Below are 15726 nucleotides of genomic sequence, written 5' to 3' on the forward strand. Positions count from 1 at the left end.
CGCCCATGCCGAACTATCGCTACCGCGCGCTCAATGCCAACGGCGAACTGGTCTCCGGCGCCATCGCTGCGCCGGCGCCGGGCGACGTCGCGCAGCGGATCGAACGGCTCGGCCTCGTCCTCGTCGACAACGTCACGCCGGAGGAGGGCGGCGCCTCCGGCCGCGTGACCAGCCTCTTCAACAGGCCGAAGCCGGAAGACGTCACCATCCTCACCCGCGACCTCGCGCTGCTGCTGCGTGCGGGGGCGCGCATCAATGACGGACTGGAGCTGCTCGCGGCCGATCCCGATCTCGGAAGGCTGCGCTCGGTCGTGGCCGACATCCGCTCGCGCGTCATCTCGGGCGACAGCTTTGCCGAGGCGCTGGCGCGGCACGAAGGGCTGTTTCCGCCGATGTATATCGCGCTGGTGCGGGTCGGCGAGGCGTCGGGATCCCTGGATCAGGTGCTCGAGGTGCTGGCCGGCGAACGCGCGCGCAGCGAGGCGTTGCGACGCCGGCTGTCGGATGCGATCCGCTATCCGCTGTTCGTGCTCGGCGCGGCCGGCTGCGTGCTGCTGTTCTTCCTCACTTTCGTGCTGCCGCAGTTCGCATCCGTGTTGCAGGATTTCGGCGCCAAGGTCGATCCGGTCGTCGGTGTCTTCCTCAACATCTCGACCTTCCTGCGCGGCAATTCCGATGCGGTGCTGGCTGGCCTTGCGGCCATCATCGCCGCGACGTGGCTTGTACTGCGGCAGGAGCGTATCCGTCGCGGCATCGCCAATGCGATCACGCGGCTGCCGGCGATCCGCAACATCATGAGCGCGTACCGCACCGCGCTGTTCTGCCGCAATCTCGGCCTGCTGCTCGGCAGCGGCGTCAATCTCACCACCACGCTGCGCATCCTGGTCGACATGATGGCGACGACCGGGCCGTCCGCGGTCTGGAGCGATGCCGCCGACCGCGTTCGCCATGGCTCGAAGCTCTCCGACGCGCTGGCCGAAACCGCGGCGCTGCCGGCGATGGCGGTACGGATGCTCCGGCTCGGCGACGAGACCGGTCAGTTGCCGATGCTGTCGGGGCGCGTCGCCGAATTCTACGAGACCAAATTGCAGCGCACGCTGGACCGCGCCGTCGGCATCGCGGGGCCGGCGGCGATCATCGCGATCTCGCTGGTCGTCGGCGGCCTGATCACCTCAGTGATGACGGCGCTGATGTCGGTGAGCCAGATTGTCGGTTAGGACATGGAACGAGAGAGGCTTGAAGTGACCAAACATCCAACGCGCGGCCGGCGCGCCGCACGCCGAGGGGAGGCGGGCTTCACGCTCGTCGAGATGCTGGTCGTCATCACCATCATCGGCATGATCATGGCGCTGGTCGGCCCGCGGGTGCTGAACTATCTCAGCGAGTCCAAGGCGAAGGCGGCGAAGATCCAGATCGAGAGCTTCTCCAGTGCGCTCGATCTCTATTATCTCGATCTCGGGCGCTATCCGACCTCGAACGAAGGCCTCGCTGCGCTGACCCGCAACACCAATCAAGCCGGCTGGAACGGGCCATATTTGCGCGGCGGCTTGGTGCCGAACGACCCCTGGGGCCACATCTATGTCTATCGCTCGCCGGGGGCGAGCGCGCCCTATGACATCATCTCGCTCGGATCGGACGGTCAGGAAGGCGGCAGTGGCACGGCAGCCGACATTGTCAGCGGCACGCGCTGAGCACATCCGCGATGCGCACGGCTTCGCGCTGATCGAGATCCTGTGCGTGCTCGCGATCATCGGCCTGCTCGCGTCGATCATCCTGCCGGCGATCCCGCGCACGACGACGCGCGCCAGGCTAGAGAGCTATGCGGTCGAGACCGCGGCGTTGCTGAAGGCCGACCGCAACGCGGCGCTGCGCCGGCAAGTGCGCGTGACCACACAGGTGGACGCGGAGGCGCGTTCGATCCGCTCCGGCGTCACCGGGCGGACCATCCGCCTGCCGGGCGACGTGGTGGTGCAGGCGATGCTGGCCTCGCGCTGTGCCGACCGCGCGGCGGGGCGGTCGATCGACTTCTTTCCGTCGGGCATGTCGTGCGGCGGGACGATCGCGCTGGCGCGGCCCGGCATGGGCTATGAGGTGCGCGTCAACTGGCTGACCGGAGGCGTCGAGATTGTCCCGCAGAAGCTGCTCTGACGCCGCCGGCTTCACCCTGGTCGAGGCGCTGGTCGCGCTCGCGATCATCGCGGTCGTGCTCGGGGCGATCGGGTCGGTGATCGCCACCACGACCAGGGGCACGCGCGCGATCGACCAGCGCCTGGCGCTGGCGGGCACGGCCGAGACGCTGCTTGCGAACCTGCCGGCGCGGGGGCTGCTCAAACCCGGGAGGCAGAGCGGCGAGATCGCCGGCAGCCGCTGGCGGGTCGACGTCACGCCGATGAATGTGGCGGGCGGCAATCCCGACACCGACCGCTTCGTGCCGATGGCGGTCAATCTGCGCCTCCAGCGCGCCGACGGAGCCGCGATCCAGCTCACCACGGTGAAGCTGGTGCCGAGGGCTTTGCAATGAAGGGCCTTGCCATGAAGCGCTTGCGCCATGCGCTCGCCGATGAGGCAGGCTTCACCCTGCTCGAAGTGTTGCTCGCGACGCTGCTGATGACCGTGATCCTGGGGGCACTTGCGACGGTGACGGCGCAATGGCTGCCGAATTGGAATCGCGGCATTGCCCAGGTGCAGCGGGCCGAGCGCCTCGCAACCGGCATCGACCGCATCGTTGCCGACCTCCAGGTTGCCGAGCAAATGACCGTCAACGGCGATGCCAAGGCGCCGCTGTTCGACGGCGCCGAATTGTCGGTGACGTTCCTGCGCACCGCGCTCGGCCCGAGCGCCCGTCCGGGCCTCGAATTCATCCGCTTCATCGAGAAGGCCGACGCGCAAGGGCTGGCGCTGGTGCGCGAACGAGCGCCGTTCCAGCCGATGCCGACGGACGGGCAGATCCGCTTCGTCGACCAGGTCGTGCTCATCCGCGCGCCGTTCCGCGTCAGCTTCGGTTATGCCGGGCCTGATGGTCAGTGGCTGCCGACCTGGCGCGGCCAGACGCAATTGCCGGACCGCATCCGCATCACGGTGCGCAACAGCGCCACCGGGCAGGTGCTGGCGGTCTCGGGTGCGGTGATCCCGCACATCACGGCACCGGCCGAATGCGCGCGGGCCAAGAACCCGACGACCTGCGTGGCGGCGCGCGGCCGGCCGCAACAGGCCGAGAAAAAAGAGGAGCAGCAGCTGTGAGCGGCGCGAACTCCCACCGCGCGAGCCTTCCTGACGGCCGCGGCTTCATAGTCGTCGTGGTGCTGTGGATGCTGGCGGCGCTGGCCGCGCTCGCGCTGATCTACCTGAGCTATGTCACCAACACCGCGGTCACGGTCGCCGTCGGCGCCGACCGGCTCCAGACCGATGCGCTGGTCAACGCCGGCCTCGAACTGGCGGCCTACCGGTTGACGACGCAACCCGAGGCCACGCGCCCGACCAGCGGCACCTTCAACGCGCGCGTCGGGGCCGGGAGGGTGAGCGTGACATTCCGCTCGGAGGCGGCGCGCGTCGATCTCAACTCGGCGCCGAAGGCGATGCTGGCGGGCCTGATGACGGCGCTCGGCGTTTCCGAGGCGGATGCGTCGGTCTATGCCGATCGGATACTCGCCTGGCGCTCCTCGACGGAGCCGGGTCTGGAGAATCCGGAGGATTCCTATTACCGCACGCTCGGCACCTCCTACCTGCCGCGCCATGCGCCGTTTCCGCACAGCGACGAGCTTTGGCTGGTGCGCGGCATTCCGTCCGCGGTCGTGGAACGCGTGCTGCCCTTCGTCACCGTCTTCAGCAACATGAAGACGGTCAACGTGCTGGACGCGGCGCCCCAGGTGGTGGCGGCGCTGCCCGGCATGACGCCGGAGACGCTGCAACAGGTGTTGCGCGCCCGCGCGGACCCCAATATCGACCCGCGAGCCCTGGTCGGGGCTGCCGGCAGCACCAATGCGACGACCGAGGGCTCGAAGGCCTACCGGATAACGATCGCCGCCGAGGCGCCGTCGCACCGGCTGAGCTCGGCCGAGATCGTCATCCTGCTTCTCGAAAGCGGCGATGAGCCCTATCGTGTATTGTCGTGGCACAACGCCTTCGACGGCTCCGCCGGAAAGCCTCTGTAAGATGAGCTCGCTCAATTCCCTTCGCGGCATGCTCGATGCCTGGACCGGCACCGTCGCCGGCACGATCGTTGCCGCGCTGGAGCGGATGGTGGCGCCGCGCGTGGTGCGCCTGGTCGAGACCGAGGCCGGCGCGTTCGCGCTCGAGGCGGCGAAATCGGACAATGGGCCGAAGCAGCTCTCGTTCGCGGACGGCAAGTTCGAGGGGGCCAATCTCGCGCAGATCGTCCGCGGCAGCCGGGTCGAGATCGCGCTGCGGCCGGCACGCTTCCTGTTCCGTCCGCTGGAGCTGCCGGCTCGCGCAGCGGACTTCATCGAGGGCATCGTGCGGGCGCAGATCGACCGGTTGACGCCGTGGAGCGCGGCTGAAGCCGTGTTCGGGTGCAGCCCGCCGGTGGCGCATGGCAGCGAGAGCATCACCACGGAGATCGCAGCAGCGCCGCGCAGGCTGGCGATGAGCTATGTCGAGGCGGTGTCGCCGTTCCATCCGTCTGCGATTGCGATCGTGACGGAGGCGGGCGGGGGCGGACGCATCAAGGTGTTCGAGCAGCGATCGCGCGGTGCGATCGATCCGGTACGGCTGAGCCGGACGCTGCAAACGGTGCTGGCGCTTGCCGCGGTCGCCGCGGTCGTCGGGTCGGTCGCGGCAAGCTACCTCGCCGACAGCCTCAGTGCGCAGGAGGGCGAGCTCGGACGGCAGATCACCCAGCGCCGCGCCGCGCTTCGCGGCGATGGCGGCGGCGAGCGCTCGCCGCTCGCGCTGCTCGAGCGCCGCAAATACGAGACGCCGGCAAGCGTGATCGTGCTGGAATCGCTGAGCCGGATCTTGCCTGACCACACCTATGTCACCGAGATGCATCTGGCCGGCAACAAGATCCAGATCGGCGGCATCACCCGCGATGCGCCCGGGCTGATCCCGCTGATCGAGCAATCCCAGCATTTCACCCGCGCGACCTTCTATGCGCCGACGACGCGTAGCTCCACCGATCCCGGCGAGCGCTTCCACATCGAGGCGCAGATCGAGCCGAGGAATGCGCCATGAATAGCACCATGAGCAGCACCAAGGTCGCCGGCGGTAACGCGGTGACGCGGGCGCTGGCGAGCTCGCGGCTGATTGCTGTTACGCTCTATCTCGCCATTGCCGGCGGGCTGTTGCTGATGGCGGGCCTGTCGATTGCCGACGTCATCGCCCGCCGCCAGGCGCTGGCGCAGACGTCAGACCTGCTCGACCAGCTGCGCGGCCGCAAGGGCGGCGCCAAGAATGCCGCGGCAGCCATGGCCGAGCATCCAGGCACGCCGTTCCTGGAAGGGCCGACCGTGACGGTTGCGGGCGCCAATCTGCTGCAGCGGGTGGCCGCCGCGGTCGGCAATGTCGGCGGCTCGGTGCAGTCCTCGCAGGTCGACGTAACAGGTGCGCAGACGAAGGACGGCTTCGTCGGCCTCGTCGTGAGCTGCGAGCTGGAGCAGCCCGCGCTGCAAAAACTGCTCTATGATCTCGAAGCCGGCATGCCGTTCCTGTTCGTCGACCAGCTCGACGTCCAGGTGCCGCAGACCACGGCGCTGAGCGATGCCCCTACCGGCCGCGTCAGGGTGATCCTGGGCGTCTCCGGCCAGTGGCAGGCGGGGAAGTGACGCGCTAGCTTTTGTTTAGACGCGTTTTCTTTACGCGAACCGGTATCCACTTCGCTCGAAAACGCTCTAGCTCAGCTCACCAGCTGTACTTGAACACGCCCTTGCCGGAATAGCTGGTAACGTTGCCGGAGAACTCGCCGTCGAAAGTGCCGGCGATCGAGAAGCCGCTCAGCCACTTCATCTCGGCGCTGGCGCTGAGAAGCGTGGAGTCGGCATCGACCCTGGCGCCGTTCACGACGAAGCTGGTGCCGGGCAGGGTCTGGAACAGCGCGGTGACAGCACGGCTCGGATTGTAGTCGTGCGCCCAGGCGGCACGGCCGCGCAAGGTCAGCACGCCGTTCTGCATCCCATAGGATTTGTCGGTGCGCAGGCCGAGCTCGGAGCGGGTGTCGGTGAGCGACTGCGAGGTGTAGTTCAACGCGAACAGGCCGCCGCCATTGAGGCTGACTTCGGAGTAGTTCGGCAGGTTGAAGTTCGTCACCTGCGCCGCCGCGTAGGGCGTGATGCCGATCAGCGGTGTCGCGAAGCGATAGCCGCCCTCGAAGCGGGCCGAGAAGGTGTCGGCCTTGAAGCGGCCCTGGAGCTGGTCGAAGCCGCCGGGCGCCACGGTGCGGTTGGTGGTGACGTCGTGCCAGCCATAGGCCAGCGCGGCCGAGATGTAGGCCGCTCCGAAATTGTGCCGGCCATAGATTCCGGCCTGAAACAGGTCGGCGGAGCCCGAGCCCATCGCATTGGCAAGTGAGTAATTCAGGCCGCCGCCGCCGAGCGCAAAGCCGACCAGCGTGTCCACCGAAAGCCTGTAGTCGGCGCCGGCGGCACCGCCCCAGACCCGCGCGGTCAGCTCCTGCGAGCCGACCGGCGCATTGCCGCCGACCTGCGCCGAGCCGCCATAGCCGGCCGACCAGACGCTCCAGCGATTGGCCGGCTGCATTGAGAGCAACTGCGGGGCCTTGGTCGCCATGGCATAGGCCTCGCGCTCGCGCGCATTGGCCAGGCGCATCGTCGCATAGGCAGACTCATCGTCGCTCCCGGCGAATTGTGCGACGCTGCCCGCCTTGGCGAAGCCGCCCGAGCGGCCGATCACAGTCGGGTCGAGCATCAAATTGAGGAATTGGCCGTCGGCGTTGATCGCGGACTGGATGATGCCGGTGCCGAGCTCGCCCGAGGCGGTGGTCAGCCCCGCCGGCGACAGCGCGGCGAAGGCTGCGGGAATGCCGCCGGTGGTGTTGAAAAAATTGGTCAGGGTGTTGGCGACGTTCTGCTGGTTGACGTTGAGGCCGCCGCCGGTTGGCGTGAAGTTGACGTTGACGTTGAGGAACACGTTCTTGGTGTCGTAGCTCAGCGTCGTGTTGAGCGTCGACATGTTGGAGACGACGTTCGGATTGAATGTGGTGTTGGTGAGGGTGCCGGCCGCGGTCAGGATCGTGTACTGCTTCTTGACCGTACCTGATGTGAAGTTGACGTTCACCGTCGCGCCACCGAGATTGGCTGCGCCCGTGACGCTGGCGAGGCTGGCACTGGTCGAGGAGACTTGCACCAGATAGGTCGAGGCGGCGGTGAAGGTCAGGGAGCCGTTGATCGTCAGTGTGCCGAACGGGCTTGCCGTGCTGCCCGGCGCCAGCGTGCCGCCATTGACTGCGACGCCGGCGACCGTACCGCTGCCGGCGAGGGTGCCGCCGGTGTTGACGGTCGTCGCGCTTGCGATCGAGCCGTCCACCACCAGCTTGCCGCCGTTGATGGTGGTGGCACCGGTATAGGTGTTGGCGCCGGTCAGCGTCTGCGTGCCGCCGGCGATGGTCAGACCGCCGCCCGCGCCGGCATCGTCGATGACGCCCGCGAAGGTGCCGTTGCCGGCGGTGATCGTCAGCGTGTTGGCGCCGAGATTGACGTTGCCCGAGCCCGCCAGCGACTTGATCGAGGTGCCGGCGTTCAAGCCCTGGGTGTCGAAGATGCCGTTGACGATGACGTTGCTCGAGGTGGCGATGCTGCCGTCGCTACCGGAATTGACGAGATCGAGCTCGCCGCCGCTCACGATGGTCGTGGTGCCGGTATAGGTGTTGGCGCCGGACAGAGCCTGCACCGCGCCGTTCGCGATCAGCAAATTGCCGCCAACGCCGCCTGCGATGCCGCCGTCCTGGATGACGCCGCCGAAGGTGCTGCCGGACGTTATCGTCAGCGTCTTCGATCCCAGGGCGACGATGCCGTTGCCTCCAGGCGAACCAAGCCCGCGCACCGACGTGCCAGACGTGGTCTGCGAGATATCGAGGGTGGCGTCCGCAGCGCTGAACGAGATGAAGGCCGAGCTTGCGATCGAGCCGCCGCCTTTCAGGGCCAGCGTGGCGCCGCCGTCGATCTGGGTCGCATTCGTGTAGGTGTTGACGCCCGTGAGCGTCTGAGTGCCGCCGCCGACTTCCAATCCGCCGGTGCCTTGAATGACGCCCGCGAACTCGGTCGAGCCGTTGGTGATGAACAGCCCCTTGGTGCCCAGATTCACGATGCCGCTCGAACTGCCGGCAAGCGTCGTGATGGCGGCAAACGAGGGGGTGATCGCGGAAATGTCGAGCGTCGCGTTGACGGTGACGAGGCTGGAGCCCGAGATGATGCCGAAGCCCGACAGCGCCAGCGTTCCGCCCGAAACCGTCGTCGCACCGGTGTAGGTGTTGCCGCCCGCGAGCGTCAGCGTGCCGGTGCCGACCTTGGTCAATCCGCCGCCGGCGCCGGAGATCGCGCCGTCGACCTGGGTCGATGCGTTGTTGCCGCCGGTGGCCAGCGTGTTGGCGCCGAGCACGTAGCTGCCGGCGCCTTCGATCGAGCCTGCCGTCATGCCCGTGCTGGTGAGACCGGACATGTCGAACGTGCCGCCGGCATTGGTGATGAAGCGCGCGTTGCCGCCGGTCGCCGTGCCGGTGAAGGTGGTGGTGGCGAAATTCTCGGTGGTGATGGTGGCGTTGCCGGCGGTGGCGGAGTTGCCGAAGACCAGCGAGCCGCTGTTCGAGATCGTCGACGTTCCTGCGGTGGCGGCGTTGTTGAAACTGATGAAGCCGGCGGCGTTGTTGGTGATATTGGCGCTGAAGGCCGAACTCGTCTCGTTGAAGTTCATGACCACGTTGTTGACGATCGTCGCGGTCCCGGCATTGCTGCTGCCGTTGAACTCGACGTCACCGTTGTTGGTGATGTGCGCCGAGCCCGCGGTCGAGGTGTCGTTGAAGCTCATCGCGCCGCCGCTGACGCTGTACGTCACGAAATTGCTGCCGCCGCTGGCGCTGCTCGAATTCGTGAACACCATGCTCGCGCCGACGTTGAAGGTCTGGACGTTGGTCGAATTGTTGGCGATGCCGGTGCCGTTCAGCACGAAGACGTCGTTGACGTTGACGGTGTAGGCCTGCGCATTGGGGGCGGCCAGGAACACCACGGCGCCGACGTTGACGAGACCGTTGCTGTCGACCGTAGTAGGGCCGGTGTTGGTGAAGGTCGCGGTGTCATCAGGTACGGTCGGAGTCGGGCCCCAGTTCGTTCCATCCGTCCACTCGGTGGATGTCGCGCCGGTCCAGGTGCTGTCGACGGCATGTGCGGCGACGACGCCCAGCGCGGTGGTCGCGAGCAGGGTTGCCAGCGCGCGACGGAATACGGACCGCATCCCGTATCCGATCCCTTCACGCCCGATTGTCGGTCCGGCCATCGTTGCTCTCAAAATCAGAAAAAGAAATCATCGCAAACATGCAACTTGAGGTGCGGCGCAGCCCCGCCTTGCCATGATCTCATGGCGTCGCAGCGCCTCGCAATGAACGGGGGTCCGTCTGCTCCGGTTTCCTGCCTGTTCGGCGTGCAATTTCGCCGATCGTGGCCGTTGGGCAACATTTTCATGCATCGCAACATAGGCAGGCTGGAGAGATGGCTTTCCGGCCAAATTGAGCAGATACGACGCGGGTTGATGGTCAGGCGTATCAGGCCTAGTTTGCTGTGGCAGTCTTGCCGCGTGCTGGCGCGGCCGCTGGTCGTAAGGGAATGTGATGTCCGCCTGGCTGAGAGCGACGGGATTGACTGCGCTGTGCGCGGTGCTGGGCATTGCCGCGACCTCGGCTGCCACATCCTCGCGCATGGACATCCTCTCCGATGATGCCGCCGGCCCCGCCGAAAGCGTTGATGTCGGCGCGGGGCGGCCGATCGCGCAGCCGGCGCAGGCTATGAGCAAGCCTGTTCCCCGCGGCAATCCGCTGTGGGCCGTGCCGCTCTCGGCGCTGCCCACGACCCAGGAGCGCCCGATCTTCTCGGCCTCGCGCCGGCCACCGCCGCGCGCAGTCGCCGCGTCTCCGGTGGACGAGGCGCCGCCGCCGCCACCCAGGCCGGTCGATGCGCCGCCGCCGCTGATGCTGGTGGGGGCCGTGGTGGGCGAGGGCGATGCGATCGCGATTCTCGTCAACCGCACCGACCAGAAGGTCGTGCGCCTTCGCCAGGGCGAATCGCTCGGCGGCTGGTCGCTGACGGCGGTTCAGCCGCGCGAGGTGACGCTCAAGCAGGGTGACCGCAGCGAGGTTTTGGCGCTACAGCGGCCGGACGCGGCCGCCACGGCGGGTCCGCCCGAAGGCGCCACCATGCCTGTCGATGCCGGCGGCAAGCTGACGATGCCGACCACGGCCGATACGTCATTCGCGCCGTTCGTGCCGCGCTCCACGCCGAAGAACGGCGAGGCGGACGGACTCTGAGCACAGCAGCGCCGATCGATGTGTCATCAGGATTTCAGTGTCCAGCCGGGAAATTGTGCGTTCTCGGTCGCTTTGGAGCGGTCGAGTTCAAGTGATTGATGCTTTGCGGAGGAAGGGCGGATCGGCTGCGGATCTTGCCCCGGGGGTGGCATTGCTGGCTCTGGTGCTGGCGAGTCTATGCCTGCTGCGCTGGCTGCTGCTGCTTTGCAGTGCGGGGCTCGACCTCACCGACGAGGGATTCTATCTGCACTGGCTCTCCGAACCTGCGAACTATCCCTCTTCAGTCAGTCAGTTCGGCTTCGTCTATCATCCCCTGTACAAGCTGCTCGGCGGCGACATCGCGCTCCTGAGGAGCGCCAATCTTCTCATTTCACTCGTCCTTGGGTGGGGGCTCTGCTTCGCGATCATGCAGCAGGTCTGCCATCCCTGGAGTTCGGCGTCCTGGCGCACATGCGTCGCCGTCATCGGGTGCGCGTTTGTCGTGGCCACGGCGTCGCTCTCGTTCTTTGCACTCTGGCAGCCGACGCCCAACTACAACTCGCTCGTGTTCCAGGCTCTGATGATCGTCGCGACGGGCCTTGTTCTCATGAGGCGCAGTTCACTGCTGGCCTGGCTGCTGATCGGGATCGGAGGAGGCGCTGCCTTTTTGGGAAAGCCGACCAGCGCTGTCGCCGCGGCGGTGGTCGTGCTCCTGTATGCCGCGATCGCAGGGCGGCTCGAGATCAGGGGGCTAGTGGTTGCGGCCTTCACGGCCATGATGGTTCTGGCCGGCGCGGCCTTGCTGATTGACGGCTCGGTCTTCGACTTCATCGAACGAAACCGTGCCGGCCTTGAACTGGGCAACCTGGTGCTGCCCTTGCAGGCCGGCGCGCTCAACAGCTTTCGCTGGGATTTTCTGCATTTCAGTGACGAATTGTCGGCCAGATTCGATTACGTCGCCCTCGCCTATCTGACGCTGACGACGGTGTGTTGTGCCGTCACCCGCCCTGCGCGCGTGTCGGCTGCGCTGATCATATCGTTGGGCTCGGCTCTGTCAGTTCTCGTCCTGGTTGGATCGGTGTCCAATGAGATATCGAATGAACCGGCTGAGCCCTATCTCTTCCTCGCGGGCGCTATCGGCATCGCTGCGTCGGCCGTGGTGCTTGGCTCCCGAACCTGGCCGTCCCGCGAGGCGCTCGCCATCGTCTGCGCGTTCAGCCTGCTTCCGTTTGCGTTCGTGGTCGGAACGAACACCAATGGCTGGATGGGGGCTGGACGGGCTGGCTTCTTCTGGCTTCTGATCGGTCTCGTGGTTGCGAGCAGTCTGTCGGTCGCGCGGCGCACGTGGCATCCCCTGCTTGCCGTCGGTTCCTTGTCGCTGCTCGGCACCACAATCATTCTCTACCTTGCAACGGAACATCCCTATCGGCAGCTGGAGCCGCTGCGATCGCAGCAGCACGCCGTCGAGGTCGGTACGATGCGATCGCAACTCCGGTTATCCGGGCAGGGCGCTGAGCTGATTTCCAGTCTTCATCGTCTGACTGCCGCGAGCGGTTTTGAAGCCGGTCAGCCGGTGCTTGATCTGACCGGCGTCAGTCCCGGGCTGCTCTATGCCGTGGGCGCACGCCCGCTCGGCGTTGCCTGGACGCTCGGCGGCTATCCTGGAACCCTGGATTTCGTGACTGCGGGGCTTCGCTGGGAGAGCTGCGCTGCGATTGGCGCATCATGGATCCTGTCGGCGCCGGAGCAGCCGGATTCGATCGCGCCTGATTTTCTTCGCAAGTTCGGCATGGACATCGGGACCGACTATCAGGAGGTCGGGAGCATCGATTCCGTCTTGTTCTTTGCGCCGGCTTCGAAAATCAAATACCGCCTGCTCAAGCCCGTCAGAAGTCCGGCAGAGGCCAGCCTGGCTTGCGAGCGCGATCGAGGCAAATAAAGTCCGGCCAAGAACAAGTCTGGCCAAGACAGATCCAGTCAAGACAGATCTGCCGATTTAACGCCGCAGATGGCGTCCGAGCACCTCGACGACGCGCTGCTGCTGGCTCTCGCCGAGACCAAGCCACATCGGCAGCCTGACCAGCCGCCGCGACAGTGAGGTCGTCGCCTGCAGTTCGCCATGGGCCCTGCCGACACGTATTCCCGCGGGTGCGGAGTGCAGCGGTACGTAGTGAAACACAGCGCCGATCTGCTGGCGCCTGAATTCGTCGAGAACGCTCTGACGGTCGAACTCGGGCGACAGTATGATGTAGTACATATGCGCATTGTGCACGCAGCCGTCAGGCACGACGGGGCGCTGGATCAAGCCCGCTTGTTCGAGCGGGGCGAGCAACTCGTGATATCTGTTCCAGACGGCGAGGCGTCCTTGCGTGATCTCGCGCGCCTGCTCGAGCTGGGCTTGCAGGAAGGCCGCGGCGAGTTCTCCCAGCAGGAACGACGAGCCGACACCCTGCCAGGTGTATTTGTCGACCTCGCCCCGGATGAATCGGCTGCGATCGGTGCCTTTCTCGCGCAAAATCTCCGCGCGCTGGACCAGGCTGCGCTCGTTTACGAGCAGGCTGCCACCTTCGCCGGAGGTGACGTTCTTGGTATCGTGAAAGCTGAACGTGCCGAGATCCCCGATCGAGCCCAGGGCGCGGCCCTTGTAGCGTGCCATCACGCCCTGCGCGGCGTCCTCGACGATACCAAGATCATGGCGCTTTGCGATCGCAACGATCGCGTCCATCTCGCAGGCAACGCCCGCGTAGTGGACGGGGACAATCGCACGCGTGCGCTCGGTGATCGCGGATTCGATGAGACGTTCGTCCAGGTTGAGGGTGTCGGTGCGAATGTCGACGAACACCGGGACGGCGCCGCGCAGCACGAACGCATTCGCCGTCGAGACGAATGTGTAGGAGGGCATGATGACTTCATCACCCGGCTCGATGTCCACAAGCAGGGCAGCAAGTTCCAGGGCTGCCGTGCAGGAGGGGGTCAGCAGGGCCTTGGCGCAACCGGTCTCGCGTTCGATCCATTGGTGGCAGCGCTTCGTGAACGCGCCGTCGCCCGAAAGCTGATGATTGCCGATCGCCTCGTCGATGTAGGCGTGCTCTTTCCCCGTCACGTGGGGCCGGTTGAAGGGGATAACGCCCGAGTCCACGACCAAACCTTCTCTGAGTGATTTTTGAATCAGTCGGCCATTGCCTGTTACCGCAGCGCGTCCGTTTTGGGCAGCGTCGTCTGCGGGTTGCACCGCTGGAACTGAATTAAGGTATTAAATTACCTATATGGTCTGCGCCTGTGCAGGGGCGGCCGGGACAGTTGCCTGTCCGGCTACATCGTATAGAAGCGGCTGCGCAGCCACTTGCGGTTGCCGTCGGAGACAGTGGATGAAAGTGGTTATCCTTGCGGGTGGTCTGGGCACGCGCATAGCCGAGGAGACGACGACCCGTCCAAAGCCCATGGTCGAAATCGGCGGAAAGCCGATCCTGTGGCACATCATGAAAATCTACAGCCGCTATGGCTTCAATGATTTCGTGATCTGCTGCGGCTACAAGGGCTATTTGATCAAGGAGTATTTCGCCAATTACTTCCTGCACATGTCCGACGTCACGTTCCACCTCGCCGAAAACCGGATGGAGGTGCACCGTGAGACCGCCGAGCCGTGGCGCGTAACCCTGGTCGATACCGGCGAAGAGACGCAGACCGGCGGACGCCTCAAGCGGGTGCTTCCTTACGTCGCCGATGAGCCCTTCTTTGCCCTGACCTACGGCGATGGCGTCGCCGATATCGACCTTGAGGCCGAGATCGCCTTCCACAAGAAACATGGCTGCAAGGCGACCGTTTCCGTGGTGCGGCCGGCGCGCAGGTTCGGCGCTGTGACCATCGAGAACGACCGGGTCGTCAATTTCGAGGAGAAGCCGCACGACGACGGCGGCTGGATCAACGGCGGATTCTTCCTGCTGTCGCCCTCGGTCGGCGATCTGATCGCCGGCGACGAGACCGTGTGGGAGCGGAAGCCGATGGAGCAGCTTGCCCGCACCGACCAGCTGCGCGCCTTTGTTCATCCGGGCTTCTGGCATCCGATGGATACGTTGCGCGATCGCAACTATCTCGAGGACGAGTGGGCCAACAATCGCGCCAAATGGAGGGTCTGGTGACGGATCCGGCGTTCTGGCGCGGCAAGAAGGTCTTCCTGACGGGCCATACGGGCTTCAAGGGCGCGTGGGCATCGCTGCTGCTGCGACGGTTCGGCGCCGAAGTCTATGGCTACGCATTGCCGCCGACCCATCCAGCATCGCTGTTCGTCGTGGCGCGGGTTGCCGACGACATCAAGCAGTGCCTTGCCGACATTCGCGATCTCGGCAAGCTGAGTGCGGCGCTGTCGGAAGCTCAGCCCGATGTGATCATTCACATGGCGGCGCAGGCGCTGGTGCGGCCGTCCTATGCCGAACCGGTCGAAACCTTCGCGACCAATGTGATGGGGACGGTGCACGTTCTGGAAGCCGCGCGACATCTGCCTTCCGTAAAGGCCGTGCTGATCGTCACCAGCGACAAATGCTATGAGAATAATGGCCAGCAGGCGGCCTTCCGCGAGGGCGATCGGCTGGGCGGCAACGACCCCTACAGCAACAGCAAGGCCTGCGCTGAGCTCGTGACCCATTCCTATCGGCGGAGCTTCTTCGCCGAGAGCGGCGCGGTGCGCATCGCGAGTGCGCGCGCAGGAAACGTGTTCGGTGGCGGCGACTGGGCGCGTGACCGCCTGGTGCCGGATGCGATGCAGGCGTTTCTGGACCGTCAGCCGCTGCGCATTCGCAATCCCAATTCGGTGCGCCCATGGCAGCACGCGCTCGATCCCGTCATGGGCTATCTCACGCTGGTCGAAAGGCTGGTCGCCGATGCGAGCCTTGCCGACGGCTGGAACTTCGGTCCGGACGCCGAGAGCGAGCAGCCGGTGCGGAATGTCGTGGAACATTTGCAGGCGATGTGGGGCGATGGTGCCGGCTGGGCCGGCGATGACGGTCCGCATCCGCATGAAGCCGCGTTTCTCAGGCTCGATTGCGAACGCGCCCGCTCGCAATTGAACTGGACGCCGCGTCTCGACTTGGTCCAGGGGCTCGGTCTGACCGTCGACTGGTACAAGGCGTTTCAGCGCGGCCAGGATTTGCGCCAGGTCTCGCTCGAACAGCTCGAGCTCGTCCTGGACGGCACCGTTACGAACGGCGCGTCGCAGACATCATCGGAACCATCTCGCGGCAAGGTTGCCGCAGCCAACACGAAGTGAC

General features: G+C 65.9%; 14 protein-coding genes. 12 read left to right on the forward strand and 2 right to left on the reverse strand.

The window, feature by feature from the left end; translation table 11 throughout:
• The first annotated feature begins 5 nt into the window (after nucleotides 1-5).
• From B5V03_RS34900 to gspM, 8 genes are read left to right on the forward strand one after another with little or no spacing between them, the layout of a single operon-like run.
• Nucleotides 6-1217 carry a type II secretion system F family protein gene (locus B5V03_RS34900; protein ID WP_129274892.1) on the forward strand — a complete coding sequence of 404 codons (1212 nt, stop codon included), beginning with the start codon at nucleotides 6-8 and terminating at the stop codon, nucleotides 1215-1217.
• A 24-nt stretch (nucleotides 1218-1241) separates the two neighbouring features.
• Nucleotides 1242-1691, forward strand: coding sequence for a type II secretion system major pseudopilin GspG (gspG, locus tag B5V03_RS34905; protein ID WP_129274893.1), 450 nt, complete (start codon nucleotides 1242-1244; stop codon nucleotides 1689-1691).
• Nucleotides 1654-2148 carry a prepilin-type N-terminal cleavage/methylation domain-containing protein gene (locus B5V03_RS34910; protein ID WP_129274894.1) on the forward strand — a complete coding sequence of 165 codons (495 nt, stop codon included), beginning with the start codon at nucleotides 1654-1656 and terminating at the stop codon, nucleotides 2146-2148. The genes gspG and B5V03_RS34910 overlap by 38 nt, the downstream gene beginning before the upstream one ends.
• Nucleotides 2126-2521 carry a PulJ/GspJ family protein gene (locus tag B5V03_RS34915; RefSeq protein ID WP_129274895.1) on the forward strand — a complete coding sequence of 132 codons (396 nt, stop codon included), beginning with the start codon at nucleotides 2126-2128 and terminating at the stop codon, nucleotides 2519-2521. The genes B5V03_RS34910 and B5V03_RS34915 overlap by 23 nt, the downstream gene beginning before the upstream one ends.
• Entirely contained in the window at nucleotides 2518-3240 is a 723-nt protein-coding gene (locus tag B5V03_RS34920; RefSeq protein WP_129274896.1) for a general secretion pathway protein GspJ, read from the forward strand. The genes B5V03_RS34915 and B5V03_RS34920 overlap by 4 nt, the downstream gene beginning before the upstream one ends.
• Entirely contained in the window at nucleotides 3237-4151 is a 915-nt protein-coding gene (locus B5V03_RS34925) for a general secretion pathway protein GspK (RefSeq protein ID WP_129274897.1), read from the forward strand. The genes B5V03_RS34920 and B5V03_RS34925 overlap by 4 nt, the downstream gene beginning before the upstream one ends.
• A gap of 1 nt (nucleotide 4152) precedes the next feature.
• Nucleotides 4153-5190, forward strand: a complete 1038-nt coding sequence (locus tag B5V03_RS34930) for a PilN domain-containing protein (RefSeq protein ID WP_164988483.1) — start codon at nucleotides 4153-4155, stop codon at nucleotides 5188-5190.
• Nucleotides 5187-5780, forward strand: a complete 594-nt coding sequence (gspM, locus tag B5V03_RS34935; protein ID WP_245502430.1) for a type II secretion system protein GspM — start codon at nucleotides 5187-5189, stop codon at nucleotides 5778-5780. The genes B5V03_RS34930 and gspM overlap by 4 nt, the downstream gene beginning before the upstream one ends.
• 76 nt (nucleotides 5781-5856) lie before the next feature.
• Here the strand turns inward: gspM and B5V03_RS34940 are convergent, their stop codons facing one another.
• Nucleotides 5857-9417, reverse strand: a complete 3561-nt coding sequence (locus tag B5V03_RS34940) for an autotransporter domain-containing protein (RefSeq protein ID WP_245502431.1) — start codon at nucleotides 9415-9417, stop codon at nucleotides 5857-5859.
• A gap of 373 nt (nucleotides 9418-9790) precedes the next feature.
• Here B5V03_RS34940 and B5V03_RS34945 point away from each other — a divergent pair, with 373 nt between their 5' ends.
• Nucleotides 9791-10483 carry a hypothetical protein gene (locus tag B5V03_RS34945; protein ID WP_129274900.1) on the forward strand — a complete coding sequence of 231 codons (693 nt, stop codon included), beginning with the start codon at nucleotides 9791-9793 and terminating at the stop codon, nucleotides 10481-10483.
• Between the two features lie 37 nt (nucleotides 10484-10520).
• Nucleotides 10521-12401: a hypothetical protein gene (locus tag B5V03_RS34950; protein WP_129274901.1), complete on the forward strand. Its 1881-nt coding sequence runs from the start codon at nucleotides 10521-10523 to the stop codon at nucleotides 12399-12401.
• 57 nt (nucleotides 12402-12458) lie between these two features.
• Here the strand turns inward: B5V03_RS34950 and rffA are convergent, their stop codons facing one another.
• On the reverse strand, nucleotides 12459-13601 hold the full coding sequence (rffA, locus tag B5V03_RS34955) for a dTDP-4-amino-4,6-dideoxygalactose transaminase (RefSeq protein WP_129274902.1): 1143 nt from the start codon (nucleotides 13599-13601) through the stop codon (nucleotides 12459-12461).
• Nucleotides 13602-13830: 229 nt separating this feature from the next.
• Here rffA and rfbF point away from each other — a divergent pair, with 229 nt between their 5' ends.
• Together rfbF and rfbG are read left to right on the forward strand one after the other, a co-directional pair.
• Complete coding sequence (gene rfbF / locus B5V03_RS34960; protein WP_129274903.1) at nucleotides 13831-14601, forward strand: glucose-1-phosphate cytidylyltransferase; 771 nt, start codon at nucleotides 13831-13833, stop codon at nucleotides 14599-14601.
• The gene (gene rfbG, locus B5V03_RS34965; protein WP_129274904.1) at nucleotides 14598-15725 is read left to right on the forward strand and encodes a CDP-glucose 4,6-dehydratase; all 1128 of its coding nucleotides are present in this window, start codon (nucleotides 14598-14600) and stop codon (nucleotides 15723-15725) included. The genes rfbF and rfbG overlap by 4 nt, the downstream gene beginning before the upstream one ends.
• The last annotated feature ends 1 nt before the right edge of the window (nucleotide 15726 follow it).

It is taken from the genome of Bradyrhizobium betae, assembly GCF_004123905.1.
In the GTDB taxonomy this organism is placed as follows: Bacteria; Pseudomonadota; Alphaproteobacteria; order Rhizobiales; family Xanthobacteraceae; genus Bradyrhizobium; species Bradyrhizobium betae_A.

Excerpts from the sequence above, each read along its gene's own strand:
- rfbF (WP_129274903.1), top strand. The coding sequence starts at position 13,831 with ATGAAAGTGGTTATCCTTGCGGGTGGTCTGGGCACGCGCATAGCCGAG.
- B5V03_RS34920 (WP_129274896.1), top strand. The coding sequence starts at position 2,518 with ATGAAGGGCCTTGCCATGAAGCGCTTGCGCCATGCGCTCGCCGATGAG.
- B5V03_RS34900 (WP_129274892.1), top strand. The coding sequence starts at position 6 with ATGCCGAACTATCGCTACCGCGCGCTCAATGCCAACGGCGAACTGGTC.
- B5V03_RS34940 (WP_245502431.1), bottom strand. The coding sequence starts at position 9,417 with ATGCGGTCCGTATTCCGTCGCGCGCTGGCAACCCTGCTCGCGACCACC.
- B5V03_RS34930 (WP_164988483.1), top strand. The coding sequence starts at position 4,153 with ATGAGCTCGCTCAATTCCCTTCGCGGCATGCTCGATGCCTGGACCGGC.
- B5V03_RS34945 (WP_129274900.1), top strand. The coding sequence starts at position 9,791 with ATGTCCGCCTGGCTGAGAGCGACGGGATTGACTGCGCTGTGCGCGGTG.
- gspM (WP_245502430.1), top strand. The coding sequence starts at position 5,187 with ATGAATAGCACCATGAGCAGCACCAAGGTCGCCGGCGGTAACGCGGTG.